Here is a 15638-nt window from a genome sequence, read left to right as displayed (position 1 = left end):
AATTGCCAAAAGGCTCAGGCCGCCTTGCGCATTCGCTTCGGCAGGAACGGCACGCGCCCGCGCGACGCAGCCGGCGGCGCGAGGTCGAAGACGCTGCGATAAAGCCGGTCGAGCAGCGTCTTGCGGTCGCGCAGCGGCTCGAGTTCACCCCATCTCAGAACATCGCCGATGCGCACCTCGATCGCCTTGCCGGAAAGGCGCGCGAACTCGCGGATGAGCAAGGACGTGCGCAGCGTCAGCGACGCCTTGCCGACGAACTTCGCGACGCGGTTGTCGCGCTCGGCCATGTTCATGGGGCCGCTGACCAGATGGAACAGGCGGCCGTTCTGGCCGGAGAAATGCATCGGAATGACCGAGGCCTTGGCCTCCTGGATGAGCTTGGCCGGAAACATCTTCCAGGGCAGGTCGATCGCCCGGCCGAAACCCTTCGGCGCCGTGGCGACGCCGCCGGCCGGGAAGACGACGATGGTGACGCCTTCCTTCAGCAGCCGCACCGCCTCGTGGCGCACGGCCATGTTGTTCTTCAGCGCTTCCTTGGTCTCGGAAAAATCGATCGGCAGCGAATAGGCTTCCATCTCGCGGATCTTGAGCAGATCCTTGTGGATCATGACCCGGAACGGCCGCCCGAGTTGCTCGGCGAGCGACAGCACGGCAATGCCGTCGCCGATGCCGAACGGATGGTTGGCGACGATAACCAGCGGCGTGTCCGGCAAATTCACCGGCGGCCAATGGCCGGCGTTGCGCACCCTGACGTCGATCAGTTCCAGCATGCGGCTGAACACGCGCTCACCGGTCGGCGCCACCTGGCGCCGCCAGAAATCATAGAGCACGGCAAACCGGTCGCGGCCCGACAGGCCTTCGACGGAATGGATGAACCATCGCGTCAGCGCCGGCTGATGCTGGTTGGCGTAGGAGAGCTCGGGAAACGGCCTTTCCCGCAGTTTCAGCTTGAGCATGGCGGCTCGTTACAGGTTTGGCGTGACAGGCGTGTGAAATGGCGGTGGACCATGCCACCGCCATTCCGATGCATGTCGCCCAAAAGTGTGCGGCGGTTTGGGAAAACGACATGCATCAAAACGAAGAACTTAAAGCGCGTCGCAGCGCGATGCGCTTTAAGAGTGTTTGGGAAAAATCAGGCCGCGCGGCGCTTGTGGTCCGGAGAGACCGCCTCCTCGGCGAGCGACGTCACCGCATCCGCAAGCTTGAGCGATTCCTGGTCACGGGAACCGAGCCGGCGGATGTTGACGGTCTCCTCTTCCGCCTCGCGCTTGCCGCAGACGAGGATGACCGGCACCTTGGCCAGGCTGTGCTCGCGCACCTTGTAGTTGATCTTCTCGTTGCGCAGGTCGGCTTCGGCCAGCAGGCCAGCCGCCTTGAGCCGATCGACGACCTTCATCGCGTATTCGTCGGCATCCGAGGTGATCGTCGCCACCACCACCTGCAGCGGCGCGAACCACAGCGGGAAATGGCCGGAATAGTTCTCGATCAGGATACCGAGGAAGCGTTCCATCGAGCCGCACACCGCGCGATGCACCATGACCGGCTGCTTCTTCTCCGAATCCGAGCCGATATAGAAGGCGCCGAACCGCTCCGGCAGGTTGAAGTCGACCTGCGTGGTGCCGCACTGCCATTCGCGGCCGATGGCATCCTTCAGCACATATTCGAACTTCGGGCCGTAGAAAGCGCCCTCGCCCGGATTGACCGAGGTCTTGATGCGATTGCCGGAGCGCGTGCGGATCGTCTCCAGCACGTTGCTCATGATCGCCTCGGCATGGTCCCAGGCCTCGTCGGTGCCGACGCGCTTGTCCGGCCGCGTCGACAGCTTCACGGCGACCTCGTCGAAGCCGAAATCGGCATAGGTCGACAGGATCAGGTCGTTGATGCGCAGGCATTCGGCGGCGAGCTGCTCCTCGGTGCAGAAGATATGCGCATCGTCCTGCGTGAAGCCGCGCACGCGCATCAGCCCGTGCAGCGCGCCCGATGGCTCGTAGCGGTGCACGTTGCCGAACTCCGCAAGCTTCACGGGCAGTTCGCGGTAAGACTTCAACCCATGCTTGAAGATCTGCACATGGCCGGGGCAATTCATAGGCTTCAGCGCGAAGATGCGGTCGTCGTCGGTATCGTCGCCGGCGACGGTGACCTTGAACATCGCGTCGCGGTACCAGCCCCAGTGGCCCGACGTCTCCCACAGGCTCTTGTCCAGCACCTGCGGCGCGTTGACTTCCTGGTAGCCGTGCTCGTCGAGGCGGCGGCGCATGTAGTTGACCAGGTTCTGGAACATCTTCCAGCCCTTGGCATGCCAGAACACGACGCCCGGCCCCTCTTCCTGGAAATGGAACAGGTCCATCTCGCGGCCAAGCTTGCGGTGGTCGCGCTTCTCGGCTTCCTCGAGCAGCGTCTGGTAGGCATCGAACTGCGCCTGGTCGGCGAAGGCGGTGCCGTAGATGCGCGTCAGCATCGGGTTGTTGGAATCGCCGCGCCAGTAGGCGCCCGCCACCTTCATCAGCTTGAAGGCATTGCCGACCTGCCCGGTCGAGGCCATGTGCGGACCGCGGCAGAGGTCGAACCAATCACCCTGCGCGTAGATCTTGATGTCCTGATCCTCGGGGATAGCGTCGATCAGCTCGACCTTGTAGCGCTCGCCCTTGTCGGAAAAGACCTTCTTCGCCTTCTCGCGCGACCAGACTTCCTTGGTGAACGGCTTGTTGCGGGCAATGATCTCGCGCATCTTCTTTTCGATCGCCGGGAAATCGTCCGGCGTGAACGGCTCGTTGCGCGCGAAGTCGTAGTAAAACCCGTTCTCGATCACCGGCCCGATGGTCACCTGCGTTCCCGGCCAAAGCTCCTGCACGGCCTCGGCCAGCACATGTGCCGCGTCATGGCGGATGAGTTCCAGCGCGCGCGGATCCTCGCGGGTGATGATCTCGACCTTGCCGGACTTGCCGAGCGGATCGGAAAGATCGCGCACGGTGCCATCGAGGCTGTAGGCCACGGCTTTCTTGGCCAGCGACTTCGAGATCGATTCGGCAAGACCGGCGCCGGTCATCGCCGCGTCGTACTCGCGGACCGAACCATCGGGAAACGTCAGGGAAACGGAATTCAGCATCAAACTTCTCCTATCCAGTCCCGCAAACGAGCGCGGGTGGTGAAATGCAGGCCGCGGGATGCGTTGCGGGCATGCAGAGGGTTAGCCGGAGGCGTCCGGCAGCGGGCGCGGTTTTAGAGGCAGTGCCGCGCGAGGTAAAGAGCGGCCGTCAGGAAATGTCGTGAGCAATGTCGCAGGCCGGCGCGCAGGCTTGTGAACGGAGCACGGCGCAGCTTTTATATAGGCATGGAAGACGCATCACCCAGCCGAACCGCCCTGCGCGTCGCGCGCTTGCGGGCCCTTCATCAGTTTTCGCCGCAGGCGGCGCTGTTTCGCGATCCCTATGCGCTCGCGATTCTGGGCGAGGCCGCGCCGAACGCCGGGGAACTCTCGCAGGAAGACGAGCATGGGCGTCGCATGCGCCTCTTCGTTGCCTCACGCGCTCGCCTTGCCGAGGACTGGCTGGCGGCGGCGGTGCGGCGCGGCGTGCGACAGGTCGTGGTGCTTGGCGCCGGCCTCGACACTTTTGCGCTGCGCAATCCATATCCGGGCGTCACGGTGTTCGAGGTCGATCATCCGGCCACACAGGCCTGGAAACGCCAACGCATCGCCGAGGCCGGTCTTGCCGAGCCGGCAGGGGCCGCCTTCGTGCCGGTCAATTTCGAACGCCAGAGTCTGGCAGGCGAATTGGCGGCGGCTGGTCTGAACACGACCGAGCCGAGCTTCTTCATCTGGCTGGGAGTCGTGCCCTACCTGACACGCGAAGCGATTTTTACCACGCTTGACTACATTGCAGGCATCCCCGGTTCGGAAGTCGTCTTCGACTACAGCGAGCCGGCCGGGAACCGCGACGCAGCGGGCCAGGCGACGCTTGCCTTCTATGCCGCGCGTGTCGCGGCGATCGGCGAGCCCTGGATCAGCTTCTTTGTCCCCGATGAATTGGCGAAGTCGCTCGCCGATCTCGGCTTCGATGAGATCGAGGATCTCGACAACGGCGACATTGCCGCCCGTTTTGCCAGGACTCCCGAAGCCGGCCGCCGCAATTCTGGCGGGCACATCCTGCGCGCCCGCCGCAGCGTCTGAGAACTACTTTACCAGTTGCGGTAGATCCTTCAGGAACGCCGCTCGCGTGGCGAGCCCCTTCGGCGTGTCGGTGCGTTTCGTGTCGACGACCAGCCTTGCAAAGACGATGCGATGTCCGTCCTTCTCGGCCCAGCCGACGAACCAGCCGAGCGAGCGCTTGCCGTCCTGGCCGAGCCTGGTGCTGCCCGTCTTGCCCTGCACCGTCCAGTCCCCTGCCGCGAAGGTCGGCAGGATCGCCCTGGTCATCTCATGCGCCTTTGCCGACACCGGCATCTTGCCGGCGAGCAGCTGTCGCAAGAACGCCGTCTGCTCGACCGGCGATATTTCGAGCGAGGAATTGATCCAGGATTGCGTCGGCCCATTGTCCTTGCCGGCATCGCCCGAGACGTCCTTGTTGCCATAGCCGAATTTCGACACGTAGCCGGCGAACTTCTCGGCGCCGAGCCGCCGCGTGATCTCGCGCGAGTACCAGACGATGGAATCGCGTTCCCAGATCGTCGGATCGACGGTCTTGCGGTCGCGCTTCGCCGCCTTCAATTCCGGCTTGTAGTCCCAGCTCGGCATGTGCGCGTCGCTTAAAATTCCGGCATCGTAGCCGATCAGCGCCAAAGGCACCTTGAAGGTGGAAGCCGGGCTGACGCGCCGGTCGCACACACCGTCCTGGTAAAGCGTCGCGCCGCTTTCCGAATCCTGGATCAGCGTGCAGTGGATGTCCTCGAGCGGTGCCGATTGCGCCCGCATCGGCAGGCCGAGCATCCAGGCCAGAAGGAACAGAATAATGGCAATAAAGAAGGGATAGCGGTCCATTTGGCGCATCGAAGCTCACTCCGGAAAGGGATTACGGGAAGCGGCTTAGCGAGGCGTCTTGTCTCGATTTTGTCTCAAATTGGCAGTGTTTGTGCAGCTTGGCGTTAACCCTACCGGATCGTAAACACGGCCTGCGGAAAGTCGATGCAGTCAGCGCTCCGCTTGCCCGCGTTTCCCGCCGAGCTGCCAGTAGCGCCACGGCATGAACCAGACATAGCGCGCGCCAAGCGTCTCCGGCACGCGGTCGATGCCGTGCGTTCCGAACGGTCCGCAGCGAGAAACCCGAAACAGCGCCATCCAGCCTCCGGCCCACAGGCCATGGCGGGCGATCGCTTCATGCGCATATTCGGAGCAGGTCGGCAGATGCCGGCAGTTGTTGCCGACGAAGCCGGAAAGCGTCAGTTGGTAAAGGCGCACCAGCGACGTGCCAAGGATGCGTCCCGGAGTCTTGCGCCAAGGTCCCGGCCAGTTGCGCCCGTGCCGGATCGGCCGGGCGCCATGCGTATGCCCATCGTGGTCAGCCAACCACCTTGCTCCACAGCGTTCTTCTTCGCGATAGATGTGGGCTTCGAATCGTGAACGCAATGATCTTTTGCCCTCATGGTCTGGAGCGACGGTTAGGATACCTGTCCGTCCACGGTGAGTGGTGACATGAAATATGCCGATGGTCATGGCAGCCGCGTCCGTGCCGGGCTTCGCCGTGCCACTGAAAGGTGGCGATCCGCATGACGTCGCTCAAAATGGCCAGGAACTGGTTCATGGCAGTTGCTCCTTCGAGTCCGATTAGACCGCCGCTGGCCTTGACCCTCAAACGAGTATAATTTCCGCGCCAGATAACTTGAGGTTATGCGATATGAAGCGGGGCCGGCTGCCGCTGACGGCATTGCGAAGTTTCGAAACGGCCGGCCGGCATTTGAGCTTCAGCCGCGCGGCGGAGGAACTTTATGTTTCGCAGGCCGCGATCAGCCGGCAGATCCGCGAGCTCGAGACCTTCCTGCGACAGCCGCTGTTTGTCCGCCTCCATCGTCGCGTCGAGCTGACGGATGCCGGACGCCGGCTGCTCGACCAACTGGTTAGAAGCTTCGACGACATTGATCGCTTGCTTTCGGAACTTGCGGGCTCGCCGGCACAGTCGCTAGTGCGCGTCAGCGTCGAACCTTCGCTTGCAGCGGTATGGCTGGTGCCGCGGCTCAACCGGTTTCGTCAGTTGCGCCCCGATATCGACGTTTCCCTGGACGTCGATCCGAGATTGATCGAGTTCCGCGGCGACCAGCCCGAGCTCGCCTTGCGCTTCAGCGCGCACGCGACCGCGTGGCCGCGCAGCAATGCCGAACGGCTGGCCTCGACCGTCGATTCACCGGTCCTGTCGCCGGCGCTGCTGGCGTCCGGCCCTCCCCTTGAGAAGCCGGTCGACCTTCGCCACTACACTCTGCTGCATGAGGAAAACCGCCAGGGCTGGGCGCGCTGGTTCGAGGCGGCCGGCGTGCCGGCCGATGCCGTGCCGGCGCGCGGTCCGATGCTCTCCGACGCTTCGCTCTCGAAGCAGGCCGCACTCCTCGGCCATGGCGTGGCCCTCGGCGATCTCTTGCAGATCGGCGACGAGCTCGCCTCCGGCGCGCTGGTCAAGCCCTTCGACATCGACGTCGCGTCCGGCGCCTACTGGCTGGTGGCGAGAAATTTGCGGGATCTTTCCGAGCCGGCCAGGGCTTTCGCCGACTGGATATGGAGCGAATTTGCCCAAAGCAGGGGCGCGGCCTAGTCTAAAGCATGTCTCCCGAAAGTGGGAACCGGTTTCGGGAGAAAGACATGCGCAAAATCAAAAACCTAAAGCGCAGGGAGCGAATCTGAAAGATCGCGACACGCTTTAGGAGAGTGTCCTCAAGCCGCCTGTCCGGCGCGCTTCTTCTCGATCTGGCCGATCGCGTCGACCACCGCGTCGAAGGTCAGCATTGTCGATGCGTGGCGCGCCTTGTAGTCGCGCACCGGCTCCAGATACTTCAAGTCGGCAAACCGGCCTTCCGGCGGCGCGCCGTCTTCCTTGAGCATCTTCAGCATGGTCTCGCGCACCGCGCGCAGCTCGCCGGCGTTGGCGCCGATGACATGCTGGGCCATGATCGACGAGGATGCCTGGCCGAGCGCGCAGGCTTTCACGTCATGAGCGAAATCGGTCACGATATCGCCATCCATCTTGAGGTCGACGGTGACCGTCGAGCCGCATAGTTTGGAGTGCGCCCTGGCGGTCGCATCGGGGTGGTCGAGCCGGCCGATCCGCGCGATGTTTCCAGCGAAGCCCAGAATTTTCGCATTGTAGACGTCGTCGATCATATTTTTCCAATCCGTCGCCGCCAAGCGAACAGGGTTTGCCGCTGTTGCGTCTTCCTTTCGCTCTGCACGACCATATATAATGTTGGCAGCCGGGCATCGACAAGGCAAGCTCAAGCCATTGTCATTGCTCATCTGTTCACGCCACTTACGGGCTGGAAACCGGGCGAGTTTCACCCGAAAGGTCGTGGTCCGTTCAACTCGTCCCACCTTTGAGTGGGACTACGGGAGACGCCTTTATGGATGCCGTCATCAAGAAACTCATGCCCCCCGCCTCCTATATGGAGAAGCCTGTCACCGATCGCCCGAGCGAGGCTGAGGTCGAAGCCGCCGTGCGCACGCTTTTGCGCTGGACCGGCGACAATCCGGATCGCGAAGGCCTCGTCGATACACCGAAGCGCGTCACCAAGGCCTTCCGCGAGATGTTCAACGGCTACGACATGTGCCCGGCCGAGGAGCTTGGCCGCACTTTCGAGGAAGTGGCCGGCTATGACGATCTCGTCATCGTCAGGGACATCAAATTCCACTCCCATTGCGAGCACCACATGGTGCCGATCATCGGCAAGGCGCATGTCGGCTACCTGCCGGACGGCAAGGTCGTGGGCCTCTCCAAGATCGCCCGCGTCGTCGACATTTTCGCGCATCGCCTGCAGACGCAGGAAGCGATGACCGCGCAGATCGCCGGCGTCATCCAGGACGTGCTCAATCCGCGCGGCGTCGCCGTCATGATCGAGGCCGAGCATATGTGCATGGCCATGCGCGGCATCCGCAAGCAGGGTTCGACCACGCTCACCTCGACCTTCACCGGCGTCTTCAAGGACACGCCCGAGGAGCAGGTGCGCTTCGTCACCATGGTGCGCGCCTAAAGCATGTCTCCCGAAAGTGGGAACCGGTTTCGGGATAAAGACATGCTTAAAATCAAAAACCTAAAGCGCATGGAGCGAATCTGAAAGATCGCGACGCGCCTAAGCGTCCGCCGTCACCTGCTAAAGGCGTAGGCTGAGTCGAAAATGGTGGTTTCCGAAATCCGGAGCGGAGCGTATTTGAAGTACGCGAGCACCGGAAGCGCAAGGAGCCGCCGTTTACGCAGGCCCGGCCTCCGCTGAATATCAGCATGGATCAAAACAAGGACCGGCGATGTCGGCACTGCAATTTCCCGAAGCTCCAGCAGACAAGAAGGCGCTGGAGGAAGGCACCGTCCTTTCTCCGCGCTTCGATGCAGCCGGCCTCGTCACGGTCGTCGTCACCGACGCCGGCGACGGCATGCTTTTGATGGTCGCGCATATGAACGCGGAGGCTTTGGCGCTGACGCTGGAAACCGGCATCGCGCATTATTGGTCGCGCTCACGCAACGCGCTGTGGAAGAAGGGCGAGACCTCGGGCAACTTCCAACGCGTCGTCGAGATGCGCACGGATTGTGACCAGGACGCGATATGGTTGAGCGTCAAAGTATTGGGCCACGACGCAACTTGTCACACTGGCAGGCGTTCCTGCTTTTATCGGACGGTGGGGCTCGACGACGGCAAGGCGACGCTTGCCGACGATGGCAGCAAGCCGCTGTTCGATGCGCAACAGACGTATCGGAAGCCGGTGTGAACCATTCAATATTCACAAACCACTCACATTCACTATTCTCAAATATCCTTGATGTAGAAGGGATACGGGACAAGGGAGATCATGATGCTCGAATGGGCGTCATTGCGCAGCAGACCTGACGTTCAGGAAGCCAACGGCCCTGCATCGTCCGGTGGCGTGCCCGGATCGAAAACGGCGGGGAAGGCGGGCATTTCGCTGGCGCTCGGCGGTGGCTGTGCCCGGGGCTGGGCGCATATCGGTGTGCTGCGCGCTCTGGACGAAGCCGGCATCGAAGTGTCGATGATCGCCGGTACCTCGATCGGCGCGCTCGTTGGCGGCTGCTATCTTGCCGGCAAGCTGGACGAGCTGGAGGAATTCGCCAGGAGCCTGACCAAGCGCCGCATCTTCGGGCTTCTCGATCTCAATCTGCGCGGCAGCGGCCTGTTCGGCGGTATGAAGCTCGATGCGCGTCTGCGTGAGCACGTGGACGGTATCCGTTTCGAGGACCTGTCGAAGCCTTTCGTCGCCGTCGCTTCCGAAATCCGCACCGGCCACGAAATCTGGCTGTCGCACGGCTCGCTGATCACCGCCATGCGCGCGTCCTACGCGCTGCCCGGCGTCTTCTCGCCCGTGAACTGCAATGGCCGCATGCTGGTCGACGGCGCGCTGGTCAATCCGGTGCCGGTGTCTGTCTGCCGTGCCTACGAGCAGCCGCTCGTGGTGGCCGTCAACCTGCATTACGATCTGTTCGGACGTGCCGCGGTCATCAAGCACAGCGCGGGTGAGCTCGTCGTCGAGAGCGACGCGCCGCGCCCCGGCCAGGTCAACCCTCAGCATCAGCCGCACCAGACGCGCCTCGGCATCACCGGCGTCATGGTCGAGGCCTTCAACATCATCCAGGACCGGATTTCGCGCGCCAGGCTCGCCGGCGACCCACCGGACATGTCGCTGCAGCCGAAGCTCAGCCATATCGGCCTGACCGAATTCCATCGCGCCGACGAGGCGATCCGCCTCGGCTATCAGGCGACGATGTCCCAGATCAGCGAATTGACGCGGTTGCAGACGGTGCTCGCCTGATCCGAAACCGCAGTCAAAGTTCAAGCAACCGCGGCGTCCGTGATGCGGAATTGGACCGTCCGGTTGCCATTCCAGTAATTGCCCGACAGCGAACCGGCGACATGCACGGTCTTGCCCCTGTTCTTGAACAGGAATTCGCCAAGCGCGGTGTCGACGGCGCGGAATGCGATTGCCTGGAGGTTGCCGCCGCTTTGCGATTGCAGGTCGGCGCGGATGTGGTTGGTGCCGATCGGCCGCGCATCGGTGAGCCGGTGGCGCGGCAGCACGAACACCGGAGCGATGTGCCCGGCGCCGAACGGGCCGGCTTTTTCCAGCGCATCGAGAAGCGCCAGCGTCGCCCCCTCGGCGGCTAAGGCGCCGTCGATCGCCAGGCTTTCCTCGCTCTGCAGCCGGAACACGTCCGCCGCGGCGCGCTCCTCGAAGAAGGCCCGCAGCGCGCCAAGCTTGGCGCGCTCGACGGTGATGCCGGCCGCCATGCCATGGCCGCCTCCCTTGACGATCAGCCCGGCCTCCGCCGCCTCGCGCACCAGCCGGCCGAGATCGAAACCGGAGACCGAGCGTCCCGAACCGGTGCCGATGCCATTGGCGTTGAAGGCAACGGCGAAAGCAGGACGGCGCGCATGGTCCTTGAGCCGCGAGGCCAGCAGACCGACGATGCCGGGATGCCAGCTATTGCTGGCGGTGACGACGATGGCAGGACCATTGCCGCCGGTAAGCTCGGCATCGGCCTCGGCACGCGCCTGCGCCAGCATCTCCATTTCCATCTGCTGCCGCTCCTGGTTCAGCCGGTCGAGCGTCTCGGCAATGCTTGCCGCTTCCACCGGATTGTCGGTGGCGAGCAACCGGCTGCCGAGCGCGGCATCGCCGATGCGCCCGCCGGCATTGATGCGCGGCCCGATCAGATAGGCGAGATGGAAGGTGTTGATCGGCTCGCCGATGCGCGAAACCCGCGCAAGCGCCGCCAGCCCTTCGTTCCTCTGCTGGCGCGCCATCTGCAGTCCCTTGACCACGAAAGCGCGGTTCACGCCGGTGAGCGGCACCACGTCGCAAACCGTCGCCAGCGCGACGAGGTCGAGCAGCGACAGCAGGTCGAACGGCGCGACGTCCGGCAGCTTCTCGCGCAGCACCTTCGCCGTCTGCACGAGGCACAGGAAGACGACGCCGGCGGCGCACAGATGCCCCTGCCCCGAAAGATCGTCCTCCCGGTTCGGGTTGACCACCGCATCGGCCGCCGGCAGCGCGCCGCCGACCTGGTGATGGTCGAGCACCACGACATCGGCGCCGGTCTGCTTGGCCGCCTCGATCGATGCTGCGCTGTTGGTGCCGCAGTCGACGGTGACGATCAGCTTCGCGCCGCGCGAGATGAGCTCGCGCATGGCTTCGGGATTGGGGCCGTAACCTTCGAAGATGCGGTCTGGAATATAGATTTCGGACGGTACCGAAAAATGCGCGAGAAAGCGCTTGAGCAGCGCCGATGAGGCGGCGCCGTCGACATCGTAGTCGCCGAAGATCGCCACCTTCTCGCCGGCCACGATCGCCTCCGCCAGCCGCGCCGCCGCCTTCTCCATGTCGGTCAGCGAGACCGGATTCGGCAAAAGCTCGCGAATGGTCGGATCGAGGAAGCGCTCGGTCTGCTCGGCCGTCACGCCACGTCCGGCGAGCACCCTCGCGACGATGTCCGGCACCCCATGGCCTTGCGCGATGGCCAAAGCGGCCATGTCCTGCCGCTCGGTAAGCCGGTGCTCCCAGGAGACACCGGTCGCCGACTGCCTGACATCGAGGAAGAAACGTCTTTCGCCCGTCATGCGACGCGCCGTCCGCAGATCATCCTTCGGCAGATATCAATATGCGACGGCGGTAGCAATTCCGGGAAAGTCGGCAACTCCAGGAAAACTGTGGAACGGTTGGCCGTCGGCGATTGTGTCAAACGAGTGGGCAGGACGAATCAAAACTTTTCCAGATCCTGGTGACGCGCCTTGATCTCGCGCACGGTGCGCGAGGACGAGCGCAGCACGATGGTGTGGGTGGTGATGAAGGTACGGCCGAACCTGACCCCGTCGAGCAGATTGCCGTCGGTGACGCCGGTTGCCGCAAACAGCACGTCGCCGCGCGCCATGTCCTGCGCGCGATAGACCCGCTTCGGATCGGAAATGCCCATCTTTGCGGCGCGTGCCGCCTTCTCCGGCGTGTCGAGGATCAGCCGGCCCTGCATCTGTCCGCCAGTGCAACGGAGCGCCGCCGCGGCCAGCACTCCTTCCGGCGCGCCGCCGGTGCCGAGATAGATGTCGATGCCGGTCTCTTCCGGGTCGGTGGTGTGGATGACGCCAGCGACGTCGCCGTCGCCGATCAGCCGGATCGCCGCGCCCGTGGCGCGCACGGCGTCGATCAGCTTGGCGTGGCGCGGCCGGTCGAGGATGCAGGCGGTGATGTCGGACACCGCCACACCCTTGGCCTTGGCGAGATTGGCGATGTTCTCGGCCGGCGGCGCGTCGATGTCGATGATGCCCTCGGCGTAGCCGGGCCCGATGGCGATCTTATCCATGTAGACGTCGGGCGCGAACAGCAGGCTGCCCTTTTCCGCGATGGCGATGACGGCGAGCGCATTGGGCAGGTTCTTGGCGCAGATCGTCGTGCCTTCCAGCGGGTCGAGCGCGATGTCGACCGCCGGGCCTTTGCCGGTGCCGACCTCCTCGCCGATATAGAGCATCGACGCCTCGTCACGCTCGCCCTCGCCGATCACCACCGTGCCCTTGATGGCCAGCCGGTTGAGCTCCTGGCGCATGGCATCGACGGCGACCTGGTCGGCGGCTTTCTCATCGCCGCGCCCGCGCAGCCGGGCGGCGGCAACGGCGGCCCGCTCGGTGACGCGCACCACTTCCATGGTGAGGATACGGTCGAGGCCGGCTGCGATGTTTTGGGCCATGTTCATGAATGGGCATTCCTCGTTGATGAAGGCGGTTCAGTTCTGAACCGCTCTACTGCTCGACACCTCCCGCCAGAGGCGCGCTTCTTCTGGCAAAGCTCCATGACAACGGCAAGACTTGCCATGCCAATTTTTGAAATGGCAGCAAGATCAATCGATTAAAGATGAAATGTGACTCGAACTATTCGGCCCGCTCGATGCGGATCACCTGTGGCTTGTCGGTCAGATGGCCGTCCTTGGTGACGCCTTCGACCGCCTTGCGCACCGCCGCTTCCGTCGTCTCATGGGTGACGAGGATGACCGTCTTCTGCGCCTGGGTTTCCGGACCGGCCGCCTGCTGCACGATCGATTCCAGCGAAATGTCGTTGTCGGCCATGCGCTTGGCGATCGCGGCGAAGACGCCGATGCGGTCATGGACCGTGAGCCGGATGAAATAGCCGCCGGCATGGCTGCGCATCTGTGCCTTCTTGTAGGGCTTCAATTCCCTCGCCGGCCAACCGAAGACCGGTGCGTGCTGGAAGCCCGGCCGGCTCTTGGCGATGTCGGCAATGTCGCCGACCACCGCCGAGGCGGTGGCGTTGCCGCCCGCGCCGGGGCCGGAGAGCAAAAGCTCGCCAAGGATGTCTGTCTCGATCGCCACCGCATTGGTGACGCCGTGCACCTGCGCGATGACGGAGGCCGTCGGAACCATGGTCGGATGCACGCGCTGCTCGATGCCGCTGTCGGTGCGCTGGGCGACGCCGAGCAGCTTGATGCGGTAGCCGAGATCGGCCGCAGCGCGAATGTCGGCCTGGGTGATGTTGGAGATGCCTTCCATGTAGATGTCGTTGGCGGCGATCCTTGTGCCGAAGGCAAGGCTGGTCAGGATCGACAGCTTGTGCGCCGTGTCGTGACCCTCGATGTCGAAGGTCGGATCGGCTTCGGCATAGCCCAGCCGCTGCGCGTCCTTCAGGCAGGCGTCGAAGGAGATGCCTTCGGCCTCCATGCGGGTCAGTATGTAGTTGCAGGTGCCATTGAGGATGCCGAAGACGCGGGTGACCTGGTTCCCGGCCATCGCCTCGCGCATCGTCTTGATGACCGGGATGCCGCCGGCGACCGCCGCCTCGTAGTTGAGCAGCACGCCCTTCTTCTCGGCGATCTCCGCCAACGGCACGCCATGCTTGGCCAGCAGCGCCTTGTTGGCGGTCACGACGTGACGGCCGGCCTCGAGCGCCGCCTTGACGGATGCGTGGGCAGGTCCTTCGTCGCCGCCGATCAACTCCACGAAGACATCGATGTCGGCCTTTTCGGCCATCTCCACGGCGTCGCCGAACCACTTGGCAGCGCTCAAATCGACGCCGCGGTCGCGCTTCGGGTCGCGGGCCGATACGGCCGTGACGAGGATGTCACGACCGCACTGGCGGGTGAGTTCCGCCGCCTTTTCGTTGAGCACGCGCGCCACCGAGGCGCCCACCGTGCCAAGGCCGGCAATTCCAACACGCAACGCTTCAGCCATGTCCGGCGACGCCCCTCAAAGATTGGTCGGTGTGATGTGCGGTGAGCTTAGCGGCGGGCCGAAAGCGGCACGACATTGTTGGGCTGCTTGGCGGTCGAAGCCAGGAACCGCTTGATGTTGCGCGCCGCCTGCCGGATCCGGTGCTCGTTCTCGACCAGCGCGACACGGACAAAATCGTCGCCGTATTCGCCGAAGCCTATCCCCGGTGCCACCGCCACGTCGGCATGCTCGATGAGCAGCTTGGAGAATTCGAGCGAGCCGAGTTGGCGGAACTGCTCCGGGATCGGCGCCCAGGCGAACATCGAGGCCGCCGGCGCCGGAATGGTCCAGCCGGCGCGGCTGAAGGAATCGACCATCACGTCGCGCCGCTTGTGGTAGACCTCGCGCACCTCGGCGATGTCGGCACCATCGCCGTTCAGCGCATGCGCCGCCGCCACCTGGATCGGCGTGAAGGCGCCGTAGTCGAGATAGGATTTGACCCGGGTCAGCGCCGCGATCAGCCGCTCGTTGCCGACCGCGAAGCCCATGCGCCAGCCGGGCATGGAAAAGGTCTTCGACATCGAGGTGAACTCGACGCAGACGTCGATCGCGCCCGGAACCTGCAGCACCGAGGGCGGCGGGTTGCCGTCGAAATAGATCTCCGAATAGGCAAGGTCCGACAGGATGATGATGTCGTTCTTCTTCGCGAAGGCGACCACATCCTTGTAGAAATCGAGCGAGGCCACCAGCGCCGTCGGGTTGGACGGATAGTTGAGGATCAGCGCCAGCGGCTTCGGGATCGAGTGGCGGATGCCGCGCTCGACCGCCGGGATGAAGCCGTCGTCGGGCTCCACCTGCAGCGAGCGGATGACGCCGCCCGACATGATGAAGCCGAAAGCGTGGATCGGATAGGTCGGATTGGGACAGAGGATGACGTCGCCGGGCGCTGTGATCGCCTGCGCCATGTTGGCGAAGCCTTCCTTCGAACCAAGGGTCGCCACGACTTGCGTGTCGGGGTTGAGCTTCACGCCGAAGCGGCGCTGGTAGTAGTTCGCCTGGGCGCGGCGCAGGCCAGGAATGCCGCGCGAGGACGAATAGCGATGGGTGCGCGGATCGCGTACCACTTCGCACAATTTGTCGACGATTGCTTTCGGCGTCGGCAGGTCCGGATTGCCCATGCCAAGGTCGATGATGTCGGCGCCGCGCGAGCGGGCGCTGGCCTTCAGCCGGTTGACCTGCTCGAACACGTAAGGCGGAAGCCGGCGGACCTTGTGAAATTCTTCCATTTCAGT

General features: G+C 64.0%; 14 protein-coding genes. 5 read left to right on the top strand and 9 right to left on the bottom strand.

The features are described 5' to 3' along the window. Window positions 1-14: 14 nt before the first annotated feature. Together QAZ47_RS18525 and thrS are read right to left on the bottom strand one after the other, a co-directional pair. On the bottom strand, window positions 15-956 hold the full coding sequence (locus tag QAZ47_RS18525; protein WP_278230327.1) for a GNAT family N-acetyltransferase: 942 nt from the start codon (window positions 954-956) through the stop codon (window positions 15-17). 176 nt (window positions 957-1132) lie between these two features. Beyond that, on the bottom strand, window positions 1133-3106 hold the full coding sequence (thrS, locus tag QAZ47_RS18520) for a threonine--tRNA ligase (RefSeq protein ID WP_278230326.1): 1974 nt from the start codon (window positions 3104-3106) through the stop codon (window positions 1133-1135). A gap of 225 nt (window positions 3107-3331) precedes the next feature. Between thrS and QAZ47_RS18515 the strand changes: the two genes are divergently transcribed. Then, window positions 3332-4168, top strand: a complete 837-nt coding sequence (locus QAZ47_RS18515) for an SAM-dependent methyltransferase (protein ID WP_278230324.1) — start codon at window positions 3332-3334, stop codon at window positions 4166-4168. 3 nt (window positions 4169-4171) lie between these two features. Here the strand turns inward: QAZ47_RS18515 and blaOXA are convergent, their stop codons facing one another. Further along, window positions 4172-4984 carry a class D beta-lactamase gene (blaOXA, locus tag QAZ47_RS18510; protein ID WP_278230323.1) on the bottom strand — a complete coding sequence of 271 codons (813 nt, stop codon included), beginning with the start codon at window positions 4982-4984 and terminating at the stop codon, window positions 4172-4174. Between the two features lie 141 nt (window positions 4985-5125). After that, window positions 5126-5500, bottom strand: coding sequence for a membrane protein insertion efficiency factor YidD (gene yidD / locus QAZ47_RS18505; RefSeq protein WP_278230321.1), 375 nt, complete (start codon window positions 5498-5500; stop codon window positions 5126-5128). A 328-nt stretch (window positions 5501-5828) separates the two neighbouring features. Here yidD and QAZ47_RS18500 point away from each other — a divergent pair, with 328 nt between their 5' ends. Next, complete coding sequence (locus QAZ47_RS18500; protein WP_278230320.1) at window positions 5829-6734, top strand: LysR substrate-binding domain-containing protein; 906 nt, start codon at window positions 5829-5831, stop codon at window positions 6732-6734. Between the two features lie 119 nt (window positions 6735-6853). Here the strand turns inward: QAZ47_RS18500 and QAZ47_RS18495 are convergent, their stop codons facing one another. Then, window positions 6854-7300, bottom strand: a complete 447-nt coding sequence (locus tag QAZ47_RS18495; protein ID WP_278230319.1) for an iron-sulfur cluster assembly scaffold protein — start codon at window positions 7298-7300, stop codon at window positions 6854-6856. 236 nt (window positions 7301-7536) lie between these two features. Between QAZ47_RS18495 and folE the strand changes: the two genes are divergently transcribed. The 3 genes from folE (at window position 7537) to QAZ47_RS18480 (ending at window position 9949) form a co-directional block, all read left to right on the top strand. After that, window positions 7537-8163 carry a GTP cyclohydrolase I FolE gene (gene folE, locus QAZ47_RS18490; RefSeq protein ID WP_040969653.1) on the top strand — a complete coding sequence of 209 codons (627 nt, stop codon included), beginning with the start codon at window positions 7537-7539 and terminating at the stop codon, window positions 8161-8163. Window positions 8164-8434: 271 nt separating this feature from the next. Next, complete coding sequence (gene hisI / locus QAZ47_RS18485; RefSeq protein WP_278077630.1) at window positions 8435-8893, top strand: phosphoribosyl-AMP cyclohydrolase; 459 nt, start codon at window positions 8435-8437, stop codon at window positions 8891-8893. Between the two features lie 84 nt (window positions 8894-8977). Beyond that, a complete protein-coding gene (locus QAZ47_RS18480) occupies window positions 8978-9949 on the top strand; it encodes a patatin family protein (protein ID WP_278230318.1) in 972 nt (323 codons plus the stop codon). 20 nt (window positions 9950-9969) lie between these two features. Here QAZ47_RS18480 and recJ read toward each other — a convergent pair whose 3' ends face one another. The 4 genes from recJ to QAZ47_RS18460 form a co-directional block, all read right to left on the bottom strand. Further along, on the bottom strand, window positions 9970-11754 hold the full coding sequence (gene recJ, locus QAZ47_RS18475) for a single-stranded-DNA-specific exonuclease RecJ (protein ID WP_278230317.1): 1785 nt from the start codon (window positions 11752-11754) through the stop codon (window positions 9970-9972). Window positions 11755-11894: 140 nt separating this feature from the next. Further along, window positions 11895-12878, bottom strand: coding sequence for a class II fructose-bisphosphatase (gene glpX, locus QAZ47_RS18470; RefSeq protein ID WP_278230316.1), 984 nt, complete (start codon window positions 12876-12878; stop codon window positions 11895-11897). A 175-nt stretch (window positions 12879-13053) separates the two neighbouring features. Continuing rightward, the gene (locus tag QAZ47_RS18465; RefSeq protein WP_278230315.1) at window positions 13054-14367 is read right to left on the bottom strand and encodes a homoserine dehydrogenase; all 1314 of its coding nucleotides are present in this window, start codon (window positions 14365-14367) and stop codon (window positions 13054-13056) included. 47 nt (window positions 14368-14414) lie between these two features. Continuing rightward, on the bottom strand, window positions 14415-15632 hold the full coding sequence (locus tag QAZ47_RS18460) for an LL-diaminopimelate aminotransferase (protein WP_278230314.1): 1218 nt from the start codon (window positions 15630-15632) through the stop codon (window positions 14415-14417). Window positions 15633-15638 lie beyond the last annotated feature (6 nt).

Origin of the sequence: Mesorhizobium sp. WSM4904, from assembly GCF_029674545.1 — a bacterium.
In the GTDB taxonomy this organism is placed as follows: Bacteria; Pseudomonadota; Alphaproteobacteria; order Rhizobiales; family Rhizobiaceae; genus Mesorhizobium.
This window is presented reverse-complemented; position numbering and strand designations above follow the sequence as displayed.